Annotated in this window: 13 protein-coding genes; 6 read left to right on the top strand and 7 right to left on the bottom strand. The window is 69.7% G+C overall.

The features are described from left to right. Positions 1-9: 9 nt before the first annotated feature. From V8246_RS13170 to V8246_RS13150, 5 genes are read right to left on the bottom strand one after another with little or no spacing between them, the layout of a single operon-like run. Positions 10-1158 (bottom strand): glycosyltransferase, encoded by a 1149-nt coding sequence (locus V8246_RS13170; RefSeq protein ID WP_336189606.1) that lies wholly within the window; start codon positions 1156-1158, stop codon positions 10-12. Positions 1159-1165: 7 nt separating this feature from the next. After that, the gene (locus V8246_RS13165) at positions 1166-2515 is read right to left on the bottom strand and encodes a phenylacetate--CoA ligase family protein (protein WP_336189605.1); all 1350 of its coding nucleotides are present in this window, start codon (positions 2513-2515) and stop codon (positions 1166-1168) included. Next, positions 2512-4062 carry an oligosaccharide flippase family protein gene (locus tag V8246_RS13160; protein WP_336189604.1) on the bottom strand — a complete coding sequence of 517 codons (1551 nt, stop codon included), beginning with the start codon at positions 4060-4062 and terminating at the stop codon, positions 2512-2514. Before V8246_RS13160 ends, V8246_RS13165 begins: the two co-directional genes overlap by 4 nt. Next, on the bottom strand, positions 4059-5354 hold the full coding sequence (locus tag V8246_RS13155; protein ID WP_336189602.1) for an O-antigen ligase family protein: 1296 nt from the start codon (positions 5352-5354) through the stop codon (positions 4059-4061). Before V8246_RS13155 ends, V8246_RS13160 begins: the two co-directional genes overlap by 4 nt. Positions 5355-5375: 21 nt before the next feature. Further along, complete coding sequence (locus tag V8246_RS13150; protein WP_336189601.1) at positions 5376-6443, bottom strand: polysaccharide deacetylase family protein; 1068 nt, start codon at positions 6441-6443, stop codon at positions 5376-5378. 186 nt (positions 6444-6629) lie between these two features. On the opposite strand from V8246_RS13150, the gene V8246_RS13145 reads away from it, so the two are divergent. Genes V8246_RS13145 through V8246_RS13120 form a run of 6 tightly spaced genes read left to right on the top strand, consistent with a single transcriptional unit; the run spans position 6630 to position 13419 of the window. After that, positions 6630-7304 carry a J domain-containing protein gene (locus V8246_RS13145; RefSeq protein WP_336189600.1) on the top strand — a complete coding sequence of 225 codons (675 nt, stop codon included), beginning with the start codon at positions 6630-6632 and terminating at the stop codon, positions 7302-7304. A gap of 27 nt (positions 7305-7331) precedes the next feature. Continuing rightward, on the top strand, positions 7332-7943 hold the full coding sequence (locus V8246_RS13140) for a class I SAM-dependent methyltransferase (RefSeq protein WP_336189599.1): 612 nt from the start codon (positions 7332-7334) through the stop codon (positions 7941-7943). Continuing rightward, positions 7936-9111, top strand: a complete 1176-nt coding sequence (locus V8246_RS13135; protein WP_336189598.1) for a glycosyltransferase — start codon at positions 7936-7938, stop codon at positions 9109-9111. Before V8246_RS13140 ends, V8246_RS13135 begins: the two co-directional genes overlap by 8 nt. A gap of 27 nt (positions 9112-9138) precedes the next feature. Beyond that, on the top strand, positions 9139-11199 hold the full coding sequence (locus V8246_RS13130) for an NAD-dependent epimerase/dehydratase family protein (RefSeq protein ID WP_336189597.1): 2061 nt from the start codon (positions 9139-9141) through the stop codon (positions 11197-11199). Beyond that, the gene (locus V8246_RS13125) at positions 11183-12325 is read left to right on the top strand and encodes a GNAT family N-acetyltransferase (RefSeq protein ID WP_336189595.1); all 1143 of its coding nucleotides are present in this window, start codon (positions 11183-11185) and stop codon (positions 12323-12325) included. The genes V8246_RS13130 and V8246_RS13125 overlap by 17 nt, the downstream gene beginning before the upstream one ends. Beyond that, positions 12322-13419 (top strand): GNAT family N-acetyltransferase, encoded by a 1098-nt coding sequence (locus tag V8246_RS13120; RefSeq protein WP_336189594.1) that lies wholly within the window; start codon positions 12322-12324, stop codon positions 13417-13419. The genes V8246_RS13125 and V8246_RS13120 overlap by 4 nt, the downstream gene beginning before the upstream one ends. Positions 13420-13429: 10 nt before the next feature. On the opposite strand, the gene V8246_RS13115 is transcribed toward V8246_RS13120, so the two are convergent. Next, positions 13430-14059 (bottom strand): hypothetical protein, encoded by a 630-nt coding sequence (locus tag V8246_RS13115; protein WP_336189593.1) that lies wholly within the window; start codon positions 14057-14059, stop codon positions 13430-13432. A gap of 1 nt (position 14060) precedes the next feature. Beyond that, a complete protein-coding gene (locus V8246_RS13110) occupies positions 14061-15560 on the bottom strand; it encodes an oligosaccharide flippase family protein (RefSeq protein ID WP_336189591.1) in 1500 nt (499 codons plus the stop codon). Between the last annotated feature and the right edge of the window lie 25 nt (positions 15561-15585).

The raw sequence follows: 15585 nt of genomic DNA, 5'->3' as shown, positions 1-15585 counted from the left end.
GCGGTGCGTTCATGATACGCGGCCTTGCAGCGCCATCGCCGCCGAGGACAGGTCGGACGAGACATCGTAGAGGCCGTGGTAGCGCTCGGCCATGGTGCGGAACGAGGCTTCCGCCTGGGCCCAGGCGTAACCTGCCCGCCCCATGGCGGCGGCCTGTTCGCCGCCGCGGAGCAGGGCGATCAGCGCGGTCGCGATGGCGGCGGCGTCGCCCGACGGCACCAGCCTTCCGTTGACGCCATGGCGGACGATTTCGCGGTTGCCCCCCACGTCGGTCGCCACGATCGGCAGCGACGATGCGCACGCTTCCAGCAAGGCGACCGAATACCCCTCGCTCGTCGAGGTCAAGGCGAAGACCTCCATGCCGGTCAACAACCGCGGCACGTCATGACGGTCGCCCATGAAGCGCACCGCATCGGACAGCCCCGCCTGCTCGGCCTGGGCCTCCAGCGCAGCACGCAGGGGGCCGTCGCCCACGATCACCAGCGCCGCCTCAGGCACCTGCACCCTCACCTTCGCGAACGCGCGCAGCAGCAGGGCGTGGTCCTTCACCGGCTGCAGCCGGCCCACGGTACCGATGATGCGGCTGCCGGTCGGCAATCCCAATTCGGCGACAAGCGACTGGCGCGCCACGTCGTCGGCGGGCCGGAAGCGCTCCAGGCGGATGCCGTTGGGCACCGACAGCAACGCGCGCCGCGGACGCATACCGTCGGCGGCAAAGCGCTGGCGCGCCGCCTCGCACACGGCGACCGCATAGTCGGTGCCGCGCAGGCTCTGCCGGTACAGCCATTCCTGCCGGCCGCTCCGGATGCGCCCCCCCATGCCGTGGCGTGTGTTGATCCTGCATTTCACCGGCAGGCCGACGGAGGCGAGCACGGCGTAGTAATGCGCCATCGCGTTATGGGTGTGGATCACCGCATCGGGCGACTGGCGGATCAGTGCGCGCGCGCGCCGCAGCGCGCGCAGGTCCAGCCCGGGACGCTTTCCGCAGGCGTCCACGCGTACGCCATTGGCCAGCAGCTCCCTGGCCAGCAACCCCAGCTTGAACAGACAAATCACCCGGCACTCATGGCCCGCATCGCGCTGGCTCGCGATCAGGTCCACCACGGTGCGTTCAAGGCCACCGCGATCCAGGTTCTCGACGACATGCACGATCTCCACGCTTTTCCTAACCCCCCAGCTCAGACACGGTGACACGTTGCTTCCCGCTGGGCGTCAGCGGAATCTCGTCCGTCATGCGGAATTCCAGCGCCACGCTGTCGCCCACCACCTTCATCAATTCGCCGCGCACCCGCTCGATGACGCCCGGGTCGAACCCTTCGTCCGGCACGACCAGGATCTCGAACGCATCCAGGCGCTTCTGCACCACCTGGTAGCGGCGGATGCCGGTCGCAGAGAGAAAGGCGTACACCACGTACTCGCCAGGCACGAAGCGGCCGTCCGGGGTGCGCAGGGCGTCCAGCTTGCGCCCGTCCACGCTGGCCAGCCGCGGCAACCCGCGCCCGCAGGCGCAACGCCCGTGCCCCGGCGTGGCCAGGTCGCCGTTGACGTAGCGCAACAGCGGCATGCCGTAGTTGTGCAGATCGCTGACGACCAGCTCGCGCGGACCATCCGCGCCAGCGCCTTCGCCGTGCCCCAACTCCACTACCAGGTGGTCGGCGTTCACGTGCAGGCCGTCGCGGTGCTCGCACTCGGCGGCGATCAGCATGAACTCGCGACAACCATAGGTGTTGAACGCCGGCGCACCGAAGGCCTGCTCGATGCGCTGCTTCTGCGACGCGTGCAAGGCTTCGGCCGCACCGAGGATACGCGCGGGCGCATGCACGCGCCGGCCGCTGGCGGTCAGCCAGTCCGCCATTTCCACGATCGGCGCCACGTAGGACACGATGGTCTCGGGACGGAAACGGTCGATCGCATCGGCGTACTCGGCGATCCGCGCGCGGTCCATGTCGAAGGCGTTGAGCATGCGGCGATTGAACGCGCCGTGGAAGAGGCGTTCCTTGCGCTTCTGCGCGCCCAGCGGCGTGCCCCACAGATACAGCGTCCGTTGCCCGAGGCGCGCGCCGGCCCAGCCATACCCCCGCCACATGACCGCCACCCGGCGCTCGTAGCTTTCCCGGGTATAGCCGAACTTCAGGGGCTCTCCGGTGGAGCCGCCCGTGGTCTTGTAGAGAAGGTCCGCGCGATGGGTGTCGGCGATCAGGCGGTCGAAGTTCGCCCGGATGGTGGGCTTGTCCAGCACGGGCAGGCGTGCGAAGTGCGCACGGTCGCGGATGTCCTCGGGCGAGGCGATGCCCAGCGCCGACCACGTCTGCCGGTAGTACGGCACATGGTCCCAGCAATGGCGCAGCAGAACCTGCAGCTTTCGCCACTGCAGCGCATCGATCTGCTCCGGATCCAGCCACTGCTGCCGCTCGTACTCCCGCAGGTAGGCCAGCGTCTTGCGGCGGCGCAGCCCCGACTCGTAGGCGGGGAACAGCACGTGGCGGAACAGCGGTTCGTACAGGCCGGCCATCATGCGTTCTCCCCTGCGCGTGCATGCGCCCAGGCAAGCAACCGTGCGCCTGCGCGCGGCCGGCCGGCGGCGAACCGCCGATGCAACAGCTGCAGATGCTCGATGTCGTCGCGACTCCAGCAACGCAGTACCAGCGTGAACAGTGCATACGACAGCACCAGCAGCACGCCACCCAACGACACCGCCGCCCAAGGCACGAGGTGGCCGCGCAGCGGCCAGGCCAGTACGGCCGCCAGCGCGCCGGCCAGCGCCACCCGTCCCAGCGCGCCCCAGGCGGGCCGCGCATGGCTGATCCGGATCGCCAGCGAGAGGTAGGCCGTGGCGTTGACCAGGGCCACGGTCAGGTAGGCGACCACCGCGCCCACCAGTGCGTAATGGGCAATCAGCACGGCGTCCAGCGCCAGTTTGAGCACGCCGCACATCACCACCAGCACCAGGATGCTCCGCTGACGGTCCGCACTGACCAGCAGGCTGGAAGCCCCCTGCGTCATGGTCGTCACGCAGGTCGCGAACAGGCACGCGGAGAACAACGGGCCGGCCGCCCAGTACTCGCGTCCGTACAGCAGGTGGATCACGTCGTTCCCGAACACCAGGCCGAACGCCATCAGCGGCGTCGCCAGCAAGGCCAGGTAGTGGGTGGTGCCGACGAAGCGCCGCGCGGCCACCTCCCTGCCCTGGCTCAGTGCGCCCGCCATCATCGGCAGCAGCAGCGCACCGAACACGCCCGGCACCAGCGCCGCCGCGCCCACGGCCAGCTGGTAGGCGACCTTGAACTGGCCCGCGTCGTGGCTGTCGGCGTACAGGTTGAGGAACATCACCTCCACCTCGCTGGCCACCAGGAAGCTCACCGACACCGTCAGCGCCGTCCAGCGCATGTGATGGCCCATCCTGGCGCGCAGCGCCGGGGGCAGCACGACGCCGGCGCGGCGCGGCGGCAGCAAGGGACGGATCTGCCGCAGCGACACCACGTAGAACACGATGCCCGACAGTGAGAACACCGCCAGCAACCACTCCACCGGCGCATCCAGCTGCCACGCCGCGATCACCAGCAGCAGGTTGATCGGGGTCGAGACCAGCGCGACGATCGCGGTCGCCCGGAAGTTCTCGAACCCCTTCGCCACGCCGATGTTGAACATGTAGGACGAGCGCAGGACCACGCCTACCACCAGGAAGCCGAGCAGCATCACATGGTTCATTCCGGGCGCGACATGGTCGCCCGCGAAGATGAACAGTGCCGCGCCTCCGGCCAGCACGAACAGCATGAACACGCGCTGCGCCTTGCGCAGGTAGCTCAGCACGTACGGGATCTGTTCCAGGTGGCCGGCGCCGCGCAGCTCGGCCACGAACTTGATGGCCGCACTGGCCGTGCCGGAGTTGGTGGTGGCCACGCCGACCGCCACCAGCCAGATCACCAGGCTGTAGGTACCGAAGCCGTCGGGGCCCAGGTGGCGGGCGATGATGATCGACGTGAGCATGCCCAGCACGTACTCGGTGTACATGCCCACCGAGGAGAAGAACGTGTTGCTGAGCGTGCGCGAGCGATCGTTCATGCCAGGGCCAGAAGGACCTTCACGGTCAGGTACAGCCCAATAACGCCGATTACGGCGTAGGAAGGCCAGCGGATGAGATCCTTCTCGAGGGAGAACACCGGCAGGCTGGGATACGTGGCCCGCATCCGCGTGTAGTGGCCCACGACCAGCGCGACCAGCAGGTACAGGATGACCACATAGCTGCGGCTGAGGAAGAACGCCGCGGTGAAGAAGCCAGTCAGCGACAGCAGCAGGCACAGGCTCAGCGCCTTGTCCGCCTTCCAGTCGCGCAGGGCCACCTCGTCGGGCACCTCCAGCGGAACGTCTTCGATGATATCGTCGCCGCGGTCCACGATGGCCAGCATCATGCGGAAGCAATAGCCCACGATGGCCAGCCAGATCGTGAAGCCCACGATGCCGGTCTCGGCCAGCACCAGGACGAAGGAGTTGTGTGCGGTCAGTTCGTGCAGGTCCGAGTAGCCGCCGGCGCCGATGCCGAACACCGGACTGCCGATGAACATCTGGATGCCTTCGTACCAGGACTCCACGCGCCCCATGGCCGACGCCTCGGAGACTTCCATCTCCTGCAGGCGCGAGGGCAGCATCATCAGTCCGCCCAGCGCCCCCACGCCCATCAGGGCGGCCATCACCACGCCGCGGGTGCGCCACACATAGACGCCCAGCATGGCCACCAGCGCCAGCAGCGTGCCACGCGAGTTGGTCAGGTAGCAGCCCCACACCAGCAGCACGATGGCCGTCCACCAGAACAGGCGCTTCAGGCCCAGCCAGCCACCGCGGCTGCTCAGGTAGAACGCCATCGGCAGGCACATCACGAACAGCATGCCCAGGTCGTTGGGATCATTGAAGATGCCGACGTACTGGATGCGCGTGCCCTGCGACAGTTCCACCCCCGTCCAGCCGATGCCCGTGCTGGCCTGCTCGATGCCGTGCACCGCCAGCACCGAGGCGCAGATCACGAACACCCCCATTGCCGCCTGCAGGCGCGCGCGCGTGTCCACGGCGTTGGCGAGCAGCACGTAGGCCAGCAGCACCGGCGCGAACACGAAGAACACGAACAGCGCGCCTCCCGCCCAGCCGTTCACCACCTTGGAGACCATGGCCACCAGCAGGAACGCCGGAATCAGCAGGTACTGCGGCTGGTTGAACGACTTGCGCTGCGAGAACATCCACAGGCCGGCCGCCAGCACCAGCGCGATCGACTGCAGCGGCGGCCCGGGCGATTCGGCCACCGCGGGATAGTCCTGGGGCCGGATCAGCACCAGCACCAGGTACACCAACAAGAAATAGAACATGTCCCCTGTCGCTCCCCTGCCTCAACCCGTTCGCAATCGCGAGGCGTAGGTGAACAGTTCCGGCATCGCCATCATCGCCTGGAACCACGGCATGTCCATGTGCCGCTCCACCGGCAGCCGTGGCAGCGCGTACTGCGTGCGCGGGCCAGGACGGCTTACACCGGCCACGTAGCTGCACGCCAGGTCGAACCCCGCCTCGCGCACCGCCTGCACCGTATCGTGATTGAAGGCGTCGGGCCCGCCCACCGGGTACGAGATGACCCGCGCCGGCACGCCCAGCTCCCGCTCCAGCGCCTGCTTGGACCCGCGCACCTCGTCCACCATGCGCCCCGGCGACAGCTTGGCCAGCATGCGGTGGTCCACGCCATGCGAACCGATCTCCATGCCGCCGCGCTGCATCTCGCGCAGCTGGTCCCAGGTCATCGGCCGGCAGTCCGGGTGTCCGCCCGCGCGCAGGATGCCCCAGTCCGCTTCCAGCCGCGAGACGAGGTCCGCCTGCATGTCGTCGTCCAGCAGCTTCACCCGGTACAGCAGGTCGGCTGCCTGCCGCCGGCGTTCCGGCAGTGCCGCCTCGATGCGCCAGTCGATGTCCAGCTCGGGCACGTGCAGGCGCTCGCCCGCGGGGACCGAGCACAGCATGTGCACAAGCCAGTCGTACGCATACGGCCGGCCCGAGTCGATGTGCCCGGTGGAGACGAAGAACATGGCCGACATGCCCAGCTCGCGCAGGATCGGGAACGCGACCCGGTAGTTGTCGTCGTAGCCGTCGTCGAAGGTCACCAGGACCGCACCGGCCGGCAGCGGCACGCCCCGCTGCTGGTGGTCCAGCACCTCGTCGAAACGCATCGGCACGAAGTGCGCCTTCAGATGGCGCATCTGTTCGCGAAACGCCTCGGCGGACGCGCTGATCAGCTCGGGGTCGAAGCTGAAGTCCTGCGGTTCGGCGGACTCCAGCACGCGGTGGTACGCCAGCACGCGCGCTTCACCGCGCGCGGCCGGCCTCACCCGCTTCAGCAATGGCAGCGCGCCCAGCCGATGGCACCAGCGTGCCAGCAACTGGCGGCGTCCTACGCGCGCCGCGACGCTCACCGATGATCCCCTGGTCATCATCTTCCGCATGTTCGGCAACCTTGCCTGTGCAGGGGTATACGCGAAAAGGGCGCGGGCGCGGCCAGTGCCGCGGCTGGCCGGATCGGCCCACGGATCGCGTATTGCAGGTAAAGCGGACACCACGCGCCGGACAGGCGCCGACGGCGAAACAGGGGCGCGCCACCAATGTCGGAAGATACCGACTTCGTCAGCATGTACGAAGAACTGGGGCTGGACGCCGAGTGCGGCATGGACGCATTCAAGCAGGCCTACCGCCGTCGCGTGGCCGCCCTGCACCCGGACATGCAGGGTGATGACTCGGACCTGCCGCGGCTGCAGCGCCTCAACCGGATGTACGAAGCCACCCTCGATTTCCATCGCCTGCACGGCCGTCTTCCTGGTGCGTCGGTGCCCCCACGGCCTCCGCACGCCACGGCCTCGTCCCACCGGCACGATGCGGCCTGGATGGCGGATACCGAAGCGCCATCGCCCCCGCGAGGACGCCGGCGCTATCTGCTGGCCGGCGCGCTGGTCGCGGCGTTGCTGTACTGGCTGGGCGCGCACCGCACCTCCATTCCCACCCTGGATCCGACCGGACCCGGCGACAGCGCCGCCGCGGCCTGGATGCCACGCCCCTCCAGGCAGTTGGAGCTGGGCATGGATACGGAGCAGGCACGCCGCATCCTCGGGCACCCTACCGTCGAGCACCCCGCACGCTGGCAGTACGGGCCGTCGTGGGTCGACTTCGAGTGCGGCAAGGTCAGTGGCTGGTACAGCGCGCCGGCACACCCGCTGCAGACAGGACGGGATTCGGCGCACCAGGTGGCCGAAGGCCCGCGTGGCGCGTCGGATTGCAGTTGAAGCACAACAGGGAAAGGGGAAAGCGGAATGTGGAGCGATACCGCCCGATTGCTGAGGAAAGCCCAGCGCCGTCTGTGGATGAAGTACGCATTGCGCGGGGTCGGTGGCAACGACAACCACGCGCGGCTGGAGCTGGCCTACCGCATGCCGGACCCCTGGAACATGGAGTCGCCCATGGAGCGCGCGCGCTTCGAGGCCACCAACAGGGTCGTCGAACAGGCCTTCGGCCACGTGGGCTCGGTACTGGAGATCGGCTGCGGCGAAGCCCACCAGACGCAGTACCTGGCGCGGCTCAGCGATGAGCAGTACGGGCTGGATGTCAGTCCGGCCGCCATCGAGCGCGCCCGCGTGCGCCTGCCCCAGGCCCATTTCGCCGCGGTCGATCTGTTCCAGCAGCCCTGGGGCGAGGAGCGTCACCGCTTCGACCTGGTCACCGCCTGCGAGGTGCTTTACTACCTGAGCGACCCCGCCGCGACCATCGCGCGCATGCGCCATCTGGGCCGTTGCGGCCTGGTGACGTTCTTCGCGCCGGCTTGCGGACGCGTGGGCCCCCACGTGGAGGCCATCCCCGGCCTGCAGAAGACCTGGATCCATCATGGCGGCACCGCCTGGCTGATCGGCTGGTGGCGCGATGAGTGACCCCTCGACCGCCCTGCAGGGGCGCGGCGTGGTGTATTTCGGCAACGACTGGAACGCGGAGAACCGCACCAGCAGCCATCACGTCGCCACCCGTCTGGCGCAGCGCCTGCCCGTGCTGTACGTGGATTCGCCCGGCATGCGCGCACCCACCACCTCGGGGCGCGACCTCAGGCGGGCGTGGCGCAAGTTGACGGCCGCGCTCAGGCCACCGGTGCAGGTACGCGACGGCCTGTGGCACTGCACCGTGCCACAGTTGCCGTTCCGCCGCATTCCCGGCGTGGATGCCTTCAATCGCGTCTTCAGCCGCTGGGCCGTGCGCCGCGCGCTGCGCCTGGCGGGCATCGGCCGGTACCTCTCGTGGTTCGTGGTGCCGCACCCGGGGTTCCTCGCGCATCGTCTCGGCGAGGATTTCTGCGTGTACTACTGCATCGACGATTACGCCGCCCATCCCGGCGTGGACACCGAACTGATCGGCCGTCGCGACGAGGCGCTGAGCCGGGCGGCGGACCAGCTGTTCGTCGCGCCGCCGGCTCTGCTGCCGGCCAAGCAGGCGCTCAACCCGACCACCATCTATGCGCCGCACGGCGTGGACCTGGACCTGTTCCTCACCGCGCGCGCGCCGGAAACGCCTGTCGCCGACGGTGCGCGCGGGCTGGCCGCACCGGTGATCGGCTACATCGGCTCGCTGCACGAGTGGATCGACATCGAACTGATCGCCTGGCTGGCGCAGGCGCGGCCGCAATGGAGCTTTCTGCTGGTCGGCCATGCCGCTGCCGACGTATCGGCGCTGCGCGCACTGCCCAACGTGCGCCTCGCCGGGCCGCAACCTTATGCCACGCTGCCGACGTGGGCGAAGGCCTTCGATGCCGCGATCATCCCGTACCGGATGAACCGCCAGGTCGCCAACGCCAATCCGCTGAAGCTGCGCGAGTACCTGGCCACCGGCAAGCCGGTGGTGAGCACGTACAACCCCGAGATCGCGAAGTTCGCGCAGTGGGTCCGTATCGCCGAGGACCGCGAAGGCTTCCTCGCCGCGCTCGACCAGGCGCTGGCCGAGGACAGCGAGGCCGCCGCCGAAGCGCGCGTGGCCGCCGTCGCGGCGCAAACCTGGGACCGCCGCGTCGATGACGTGCTGGCCACGGTCGCGCGCGCGCTCGATGGCCGATGACACCTCAATCCTGATGATCTTCTCCCCATGACCCCACCCGCCTCCACCCGCCTGCGCGTCGCCCTCGTCGGCGCCGGGTATGTCGCCACCCATCACCTGGCCGCGCTAAAGCAGTTGGATTTCGTCGACGTGGTCGGCATCTGCGATCCGCAGCTGTCTGCCGCGCAAGCGCTGGCCGATCGCTTCGGCGTCAAGCGCGTCGCCGCGCGCCTGGACGAGCTGACCGACCTGCAACCGCAGGCCGTCTACGTACTGACGCCGCCCGCCTTCCATGCCGCCATCGCGCTGCAGGCGATGGAGATGGGCTGCCACGTGCTGGTCGAAAAGCCGATGGCCGATACCACCGAGGACTGCGAGGCCATGATCGCCGCAGCGCGCACTCGCAAGGTCCAGCTCGGCGTCAACCACTCCGACCTTTTCGACCCCGTCCTGATGCAGGCACTGCAGGCCGTGCGCGATGGACGCATCGGCGATGTGGTCTCGGTGGAGATCGTGCGCAATTCGGAGTACCCACCCTACGCCGGCGGACCGCTGCCGGCTTCGGTCACCCAGGGCTCCTACCCGTTCCGCGACCTGGGCGTGCATGGCCTCTATACCATCGAGGCCTTCCTCGGCCCGGTGCGGGACCTGCGCGTGGACTACCAGGCCCGCGGCACCGATCCGAACCTGCACTTCGACGAATGGCAGGCGCACGCGCAGGCCCGCGACGGCGTGGGCCGCCTGCTGCTGTCGTGGAATGCACGCCCGATGGAGAACCGCGTGTTCGTCCGCGGCACGCGCGGCACGATCGAAGTGGACCGCTTCCTGCAGACCTGCCGCATCCATCGCGTGCTGCCGGGCCCGAAGTTCATCGGCATCGTCGCCAACGCGTTCTTCAGCGCGGTGAAGGACGTGTTCCGCGTACCGTGGAACGTGGTGCGCTTCGCCACCGGCATGCTCAAGCCTTCGCCCGGCATCCGCCGCGGCGCGATCGAGTTCGCCAAGGCGGTCCGCGACAACGCCTCGCCCCCGTTCACCGGCGAGGATGCGCTGCGCATCGCGCGCCTGCTGGAGCCGGCGTGCGCCGCACCGGATGCCGAGCGCGTCGCGCTGCTGGAGTCGCGCTACGTCGACCTGCCGCCGGCCGACGTGCTGGTGACCGGTGCCGCCGGCTTCCTCGGCAGGCGGGTGGTGGCGCGCCTGCGCGAACAGGGCAAGACCGTGCGCGTGCTGGTACGCCGCCCGGTGGCCGCCTACGCGGACGATGCCGGTATCCAGACCGTGGTGGGCGACCTGGGCGATCCGCGCATCGTCCGCCACGCGGTGAAGGGCGTGCCGCTGGTCTACCACGTGGGTGCCGCGATGCGTGGCGGTCCTCGCGATTTCGAAGCCGGCACCGTCTGGGGCACGCGCAACATGATCGAGGCGTGCGTGGCCGAATCGACGGCGCGCCTGGTCTACGTCAGTTCGATGAGCGTGTTCGATCACGCCGGCCGCGATCCGGGTGCGGTGATGACCGAATCCTCGCCGCTGGAGCCGCATCCCGAGTGGCGCGGCGCCTACACCCAGACCAAGCTATCGGCCGAGCGCAGCGTGCTGGATGCGGTGGCCTCGCATGGCCTGCCCGCCGTCATCGTGCGCCCGGGCCAGATCTTCGGTCCGGGCGCGGAGAAGGTCACGCCCAACGGCGTGATCGGGCTGGCCGGCCGCTGGGTCGCGGTGGGCGACGGCGCGCAGGCGCTGCCGCTGGTCTACGTGGACGACGTGGTGGATGCGCTGCTGTGCGCCGCCGAGGCGCCGCTGCCCGCGCAGCGCGTGTTCAACGTGGTGGACACCTCGCGCATCACGCAACAGGACTACCTGGCGCGCTGCCGTCGCAAACTGGGCGACGAGATCAAGGTCGTGCGTGTGCCGCGCTGGATGTTCATGCTGCTGGGCTTCGGCGTGGAGCAGCTGGGCAAGGTCCTGCGCCGCGACGTGCCGCTGACGCGTTACCGCGTGCGCTCGCTGCGCCCGCTGGCCAACTTCGACACCACCGCCGCGCGCACGGACTTGGGCTGGACGCCCCGCACCGGCGTGGAGAAGGGACTGGATGCGACGTTCGGCTGAGAACGACGCGCCCACGACACGGCATGACGTGCGGGTCGAGCACCTGCCCGCCATGGACGTGCTGGAAGCGCGCTGGCGCGCGCTGGAGGCACGCAGCCGTTGCAGCTTCTTCCAGAGCTGGATCTGGATCGGCACCTGGCTGGCCACGCTGTGCCCGCGCGCGCGCGCGCGCCTGCTGACGGTCAGCGAAGACGGGCAACCGATCGCGCTGGGCATCGTCGTCGAACAACGGCGCGGCTTCGCGCTGGGCCTCAAGCATGTGCGCCTGCACGAAGTGGGCGACCGCACGCTGGACAGCATCACCATCGAGTTCAACGGCCTGCTGTCGGTCGCCGGACGCGAGCACGATGCCCTGGCCGCCTGCATCGCCCATTTCGAGACGCACGAGCGCCACTGGCTGACGCTCTATCTGCCCGGCATCGACATGGACGACATTCCGCTGGAACGGATCCGTTCCCCCCGCCTGCGCCTGCAGGTGAATCGCAGGCCCACCCCCTACGTGGACCTGGCGGGCCTGCGCCACGATGGCAACGACTATGTCGTCGCCGTCCCGGGCAGCCGTACCCGTGCGCACCTGCGCCGCACCGCGCGGCGTCTCGTGGACACGTGCGGACCGCTGGCCTGCGCGGTCGCGATGGGCACCGACGAACGGCTGGCCTTCTTCGATGCCCTGGTCCGCCTGCACCAGGCCCACTGGGACGAAGACGCCGGCGAAAAAGGCGCCTTCGGCGACCCGCGGATCGTGGCCTTCCACCGCGCGCTGATCCGGACTTCCGCCCAGGACGCCGGTGTGCACCTGATGCGCCTGGAGGCCGGAGACGTCGTGGTCGGCTACCTCTACCATCTGGTGTGGCGCGGGACCGCGTACTTCTACCAGGCCGGGATCGACTACCGGCGAGTGGGACGTACCGGCAGCCCCGGCCTGCTGCTGGTCGCCACCGCCATCAACGAATTCCTGGGCAATGGCTTCGACCGCTACGAGCTGATGGCCGGCCAGGCCGAGTACAAGCGCTCGCTGGCGATGGCCGAAGGCAGCATGGCGTGGCTGAGCATCGACCGGGTGGGCTGGCGTGCGCGCATCGTCGACCTTTTCCGGCGCCGACGAGGCCAGGACGCGCTGCCGTGAACGGGCTGCGGACACGCCTGCGCCCGCTGGACGCACTGGCGCCCTCCGACATCGCCGCGTGGGAGTCGCTGGCGTGCGATGCGCCTGCCGGCATCCCCGCCCTGCTGCCCGGCATGGTGCAGGCCGCGGCGCGCTGGCTGACGCCGGACGATCCGCCGGTGGTGCTGACCGTGGAGCGTGGTGGCGAGCTGCTTGCGCTGACCTGCCTGCAACGACGCGCCCCGGACCTGTTCGTGCCACTGCCCCACTGGCGCGCCTACCGGCATCCGCACGCCTTCCAGTCCGGCATCCTGCATCGCAGCGGCGAAGCCCCTGCGGTCGCCGAGGCGATCGCCGGCCTGATGCGCCGCGGCAGCTGGCGGGAGCGCACGATCCGCTGGCACTGCGTCGCCGCGGACAGCGACGTGTGGAAGGCGCTGCGGGGCGCCGCGGGCCTGCACTGGATGCAGACCGCCGCGTCACTGCGCCCGGTGCTGCGCCGGCACCCGGACGACGTACCGGCGGCCGCGCGGGTAGGTGCGGGCGTGGCGAAGGACCTGCGACGCAGGCTGCGACGCCTGCAGGAGCGCGGCGAGGTCGGCCTGCGGATCCTGCAGGGTGCGCAGGCCGACGCCGACGCCGCCGCACGCCACCTGGCGCTGGAGCACGCCGGCTGGAAGGGAGCCGGCGGCAGTTCGATGCAGGCCTCCGCCGCCGAACGCGGCTTCTTCCTGGAAATGACGGCGCGCCTTGCCGGCGGCGGCCATCTGGTCTTCGTGGAAACGCTGTGCGGCGACCGGGTGGTCGCCAGCAGCAGCAACCTGCTGTGCGGGCGCGTGTTGGGGGGATTCAAGACCGGTTGGGATCCCGCGTTCGCCGCCTGCAGTCCCGGCAAGCTCAACGAATGGCACCTGCTGCAGGCGCTCGACACGCACTGGCCGGCACTGCGCGTATTCGACAGCCAGTCACAGGCCTCGTCCTACCTGGCGGAGCTGCTGCCGGATCGGCAACCGATGGTGTCGGGCATCCTGCATGCCGGTGCGCTCCATCGCGCGGCGATCCTGGCCGCCCGCCCGCTGCGCCCCCTCGCCTACCGACTGGGCCACGACGACTGACGCCGCGCGCTCACGCCATCTGCGCGCGATGCCAGGCCAGTTCCTCCGGCGACAGCACGAGCCGCGACGCCTCCGGCCTGAGTCCGGTCGGTGTGGGCAGCCCCTCGGGCGGCACGCTCCGCCAGAACGCGCGGGCGCCGATACGCAGGCACCTGACCGTGGCGAAGCGCTCGAACCCCAGCGAGCGGTGCGCGCGCAACGAGGGCAGGTTGGAGACGCTGACGTCGGAGAAGTACTCCGCCGGGGTGGCTTCCACGTCGATGCCCGCGCCCATCATCGCGATCAGCAGGCGACGGCCGCGCCGCCGGGGCACGACGAACGCATCGCGCAGCCAGACCTGCGTGGTCGACAGGGGGATCTGCCAGGCCAGTTCGTCGAAGTACCGCGGCACGCCGTGCAGCGCCCAGAACCATGCGATCAACTCGCCGCGCTCGTCGATGCCGAAACACCGCATGCCGTGGTCGAAGCGCCGCTGCAGGCGCTCCGGACGCCCCGACATCCCGTTGGCCCGGTACGCCGCCACCAGACGGTCAAGGTCGGTCCTGCGCAGTTCGATGAACTGCTGTCCCTCGTCCAGCACCCGTGTGCGCTCGGTCGCCGCAGGCCTGCGCAACAGTGCAATGGCATCGAATCCGATCACGTCATCCCCCTTCCCTGATCGCGCGTTGCGGCAGGAAGCGCGACAGCCCCAAGGCGTCGAACGCATCAACGACCAGATCGCGCGCGCCCGCCCACAGGACGCCACCATACACAACCACCCCCACCGCGATCTCCGCGGGCAGCCGCAGACCGGCCTGAAGCCGGTCGCCCATCGCGTACCGCCACGCCAGCACGGCGAGCACCATCACGCCACATGCGGACGCGATGCGCAGGAGCGGTCGCACCAGCCCCTGCAGGCGCAGGCCGTCCTGGCGACAGGCCTGCACGGTCAGTCCCCATTGCAGCAGCGCCGCCACGCCCACCGCCAGCGAAGCGGCCACCACGCCCGCACCCGACAACGCCCACAGCATCCCCACCAGGCAGACCACCGTCGCCGCTTCGATCCACATCAGGCGATGGTTGCGCGCGTGCGCTGCCAGGAAAGAGGACAGGATGAAGCTGCCCGCCGCCGGCAGCGAGACGATGGCCAGCACGCTCAATAGGGGCGCCACCTGACTCCACGTGGCCGGCAACAAGGTCGCCACCAGCGTCGGCGCGCAGACGGCGAGCCCAGCCGCCATCGGGAACAGGAGCAGCGCGGCCAACGCCAGCGTGCGCACCATCAGGGCCGGTCGCTCGTCCGGCCGCGCACGGACCACGGCGGGCATCATCACCGCGCCGACATGCCCCCCCACGTACACCGCGGGCAACTGCGCCAGATTGAAGGCCATGCCGTAGCTGCCCGCATCATGCGCGCCCAGCAACCTCAGCATCAACGGCTTGTCCCAGTAGCGGGCGCCCTCGCTCAGCACGATCTCGCCGGTCACCGGTGCGCCGAAACGCAGCAGGTCGCGCAGTCGTGCCTTCGTCACGCGCACCGGCCACAACCAGTCGCGCCAGGGTACTGCCGTGAGGGTCGATGCCGCGATCACGCAGGATTGCGCGATGAAGGCGATGATCATCGCCTGCCCTCCCAGCGACGTGGTACTGACCAGCGATACCGCCACTCCGGCGTAGACGACATCTCCCAGCGCAGTGCCCAGCGCGATCCGGCCAAAGCGCATGTCGCGGGCGAGCAGCTTGTCGGGGATCGCCCCCAGGCGCCGGATGCCGATGCCGAGCAGGGCGCCGGGCAGGTAATCGGCGACCCGTGGCGCTTGCATCCACGACGCGAGCCAGGGACTGGCCCACCACAGCAGCGCGATCATCGCCGCGCCGGCCAGCAGGTAGACCAGGGTGGCGGCGAAGACGGCGTCCTGCCCTTCCCCGCCACGGACCACCACGTACTGCCCGCATCCCCATGCCGCGATCCAGTTGCCCGTCAGCGCCACCACCGTGGCCACGGTGACTTCCGCCACGATGTCCGGCGTCAGGTGGCGCGCGATCAGCAGCGTGCCGACCAGGCCCACGGCACGTCCCAGCAGCCCGCCCACGATCCCGTACGCCGCCGAGGAAGCGATCCTGCCCAGCCCGCGTGCGCCCCCCTGCCCGGCCACCGTCATCCCGCGTCGGCTCCGCTCGCGCCGC

It is taken from the genome of Pseudoxanthomonas sp. F11, from assembly GCF_037046485.1.
Taxonomy (GTDB): domain Bacteria; phylum Pseudomonadota; class Gammaproteobacteria; order Xanthomonadales; family Xanthomonadaceae; genus Pseudoxanthomonas_A.
The sequence above is the reverse complement of the archived record's forward strand: the minus strand, read 5'-3'. Positions and strand labels throughout refer to the sequence as shown.

What these genes read in the sequence shown, in the direction of transcription:
- V8246_RS13165 (WP_336189605.1), bottom strand. Translation starts at nt 2,515, where the DNA reads ATGATGGCCGGCCTGTACGAACCGCTGTTCCGCCACGTGCTGTTCCCC.
- V8246_RS13160 (WP_336189604.1), bottom strand. Translation starts at nt 4,062, where the DNA reads ATGAACGATCGCTCGCGCACGCTCAGCAACACGTTCTTCTCCTCGGTG.
- V8246_RS13155 (WP_336189602.1), bottom strand. Translation starts at nt 5,354, where the DNA reads ATGTTCTATTTCTTGTTGGTGTACCTGGTGCTGGTGCTGATCCGGCCC.
- V8246_RS13145 (WP_336189600.1), top strand. Translation starts at nt 6,630, where the DNA reads ATGTCGGAAGATACCGACTTCGTCAGCATGTACGAAGAACTGGGGCTG.
- V8246_RS13140 (WP_336189599.1), top strand. Translation starts at nt 7,332, where the DNA reads ATGTGGAGCGATACCGCCCGATTGCTGAGGAAAGCCCAGCGCCGTCTG.
- V8246_RS13135 (WP_336189598.1), top strand. Translation starts at nt 7,936, where the DNA reads ATGAGTGACCCCTCGACCGCCCTGCAGGGGCGCGGCGTGGTGTATTTC.
- V8246_RS13130 (WP_336189597.1), top strand. Translation starts at nt 9,139, where the DNA reads ATGACCCCACCCGCCTCCACCCGCCTGCGCGTCGCCCTCGTCGGCGCC.
- V8246_RS13125 (WP_336189595.1), top strand. Translation starts at nt 11,183, where the DNA reads ATGCGACGTTCGGCTGAGAACGACGCGCCCACGACACGGCATGACGTG.
- V8246_RS13110 (WP_336189591.1), bottom strand. Translation starts at nt 15,560, where the DNA reads ATGACGGTGGCCGGGCAGGGGGGCGCACGCGGGCTGGGCAGGATCGCT.